The sequence below is a fragment of the Staphylococcus sp. HMSC65H10 genome (assembly GCF_001839185.1).
Classification (GTDB): Bacteria; Bacillota; Bacilli; order Staphylococcales; family Staphylococcaceae; genus Staphylococcus; species Staphylococcus simulans.
Genome location: NZ_KV840389.1, coordinates 1 through 2,679 on the forward strand (window position 1 = coordinate 1; position 2,679 = coordinate 2,679).

Annotated in this window: 2 protein-coding genes; one reads left to right on the forward strand and one right to left on the reverse strand. The window is 35.5% G+C overall.

Features of this window, described 5'->3' with window-relative positions; translation table 11 throughout:
• Positions 1-230 precede the first annotated feature (230 nt).
• Positions 231-899 (reverse strand): NDxxF motif lipoprotein, encoded by a 669-nt coding sequence (locus tag HMPREF3270_RS10190; RefSeq protein ID WP_070847832.1) that lies wholly within the window; start codon positions 897-899, stop codon positions 231-233.
• A 309-nt stretch (positions 900-1,208) separates the two neighbouring features.
• On the opposite strand from HMPREF3270_RS10190, the gene HMPREF3270_RS10195 reads away from it, so the two are divergent.
• Entirely contained in the window at positions 1,209-2,582 is a 1,374-nt protein-coding gene (locus HMPREF3270_RS10195) for an amino acid permease (RefSeq protein ID WP_070847828.1), read from the forward strand.
• The last annotated feature ends 97 nt before the right edge of the window (positions 2,583-2,679 follow it).

The window sequence follows — 2,679 nt, forward strand, 5'->3', positions numbered from 1 at the left end:
GTTATCTCATCAACCGAATTTATTATAGAGCCTATTTAATTTAGAGAGTGCTTCGAATTTACCAAAGCGTTTTGTGAGATTATTAATTTCTAGAACTGATGTCATATAGATCACCTTCTTATTTCTATTATTCATCTATACTTTAAGAACTTGACTCCATTATACACTTGTTTCACTCAAGAAAAGGTTCATAAATAAATAAGGACATTCCAAAAAGAATGCCCTCATGATTATTTGAATGCTCGTGTATCTATATTTTCTTCTTCCAATATTTTTTCAATTTTCTTTTGTTCACGTTTGTTAGGTTTATCGTTTCCTTTTTCAATCGCACCGACTTCTTTTACAGAAACACGTCCATTTTTTGAAGAAGCAATTGCGGTATCTATTTTTTCATCGATATCTCTGAGGTATTGGTTAGAGTTTGTAATGTAGCGATTAATTTTATGCGCATGTCCGTCATAACCTATCGGCAAACGATTTTCATTAATATACTGCGCAAAGTTATTATCATTCGTACTTGCTAGCTCACTGGCTTTTTCAATATGTTTTGCATCACGTTTAGAAAGCCCTTCTTTTGAATGCAGCTTTTGTTGATAGTGTTCATAAATACGTGTGATATCATGATCAGCATTCAAATACGTTTGGATATCTTGTTTTAATTCTGCTTTAGTCAATTTTTGATTCTTTTTCTTCTTGTCAAAGATAGACGGATTTAAATCCACTTGTTGTCCTTCTGATTTCGCAGATCCAGTATCTTTCTTGTGTTCTTGTTGTGGCGGTGCTTTTTGCGTCGGTTCTTGTTTGGCCTCTTGTTTGACTTCTTTCACTTCTGAAGAAGCACATCCTGATAATATCAATGTTATAGACGCAAAAAGCAATCCCGTTATTAATTTTTTCACTGTTACCTTCTCCTTTGATTCTGCGCCTTATTTTATCTTTTTAATAATTCACTCGCTCAGTCATTTTTTACCCTAAATCTCATAATGTATGATGTTATCTTCTAAAATCATATATAAAACGCTTTCATTGAAATTTGATTTAGAAAAATTAAAAATTAGTCACGCAACTCATTAAAGTTAGTGTATAATACTTCCATACACATATTCTATTCCGTACAACATAAAAAGAAAATAGATGATATGCAGTTCGCAGTTTCACTCTGCACGCCATCCATTCTCTATATAAAAACTACAAAGAGGTGTAACATCATGGAAAACAATGATTTAAAACGCAGTATGACCAATCGTCACATTCAGCTGATCGCCATCGGGGGCGCTATCGGTACGGGGCTTTTCTTGGGGGCAGGGAAAAGTATTGCGTTAGCTGGGCCATCCATTCTTTTGGCCTACATCATTATCGGGTTCTTCTTGTTCATTATGATGCGTGCATTAGGTGAACTTCTTTTATCAAACAGTCAATACAATTCATTTATTGATATTGCGGAAGATTATTTAGGCCATATGGCTGGATTCTTTACAGGTTGGACGTACTGGTTTTGTTGGGTAGCTACAGGTATTGCGGACATCACAGCTGTAACCAAATATATTAATTTCTGGTGGCCGTCTTTCCCACCTTACTTAACAGCGATTATCACAGTTATCTTATTACTCGCACTAAACTTAATGACCGTTAAAGCTTATGGGGAAATCGAATTCTGGTTTGCGATCATTAAAGTTATTGCGATTTTATTCTTAATTGTCATTGGTCTTTATTTAATCTTTACTGGATTCTCATCACCTAACCACATTCAAAGTGGTTTCAGCAACCTTTACTCTCACGGCGGATTCTTCCCTAATGGGGTTATGGGCTTTTTACTCGCTTTCCAAATGGCAGTATTTAGTTTCGTAGGGATTGAATTAGTCGGTGTTACAGCACGTGAAACAAAAGATCCAGAAAAGAACTTACCGAAAGCCATCAACAGCGTCGGTATTCGTATCATCATCTTTTATGTTTTAAGCTTAATGGTTATTATGAGTATCACACCATGGGATAAATTAGATCCTAAAGAAAGTCCATTCGTTAACTTATTCGTATTAGCCGGTATTCCAGCTGCTGCGGGTATCGTTAACTTTGTGGTTTTAACTTCAGCATCTAGTGCCGCAAACAGCGGATTATTCAGTAACAGTCGTATGGTTTATGGTTTAGCTGTTTCAGACAGCGCACCTAAAGCTTTAGGTAAAGCCAATCGTCACGGGGTCCCATACAATGCATTGATTTTCTCAGGGGTTGTCTTATTCTTAGCAGCATTATTGAACTATGTTATTCCAGATACTGTATTCACAGTCGTAACTACAGTCGCAACAATTTTCTTTATCTTTATTTGGACAATTATTTTAGTTTGTTATATCAAATATCGTAAAGCACATCCTGAATTACATGCTACTTCAAAATTTAAAAACTTCTTTGGTGTAGTTGGTTCATATAGTACCCTTGTCTTCTTCGTTATTGTCATCGCGATTTTATTCTTAGCTGAAGATACAAGAGTAGCCTTATACTTCTCACCATTCTGGTTAATCTTATTATTTATCGCATATAAAGTCGGCGGCTTTAAAAACCGTGGCTTAAATCGCATTAAACATTAATACACAACACATCAAACAGGTGGAGATTTGAAGTCTTCACCTGTTTTTGTGTATATGATACAAATTAAAAAGGGGTCGGGACATAAATGTTCTGACT

Coding starts and splice junctions, on each gene's coding strand:
- HMPREF3270_RS10195 (WP_070847828.1), top strand. CDS start 1,209: ATGGAAAACAATGATTTAAAACGCAGTATGACCAATCGTCACATTCAG.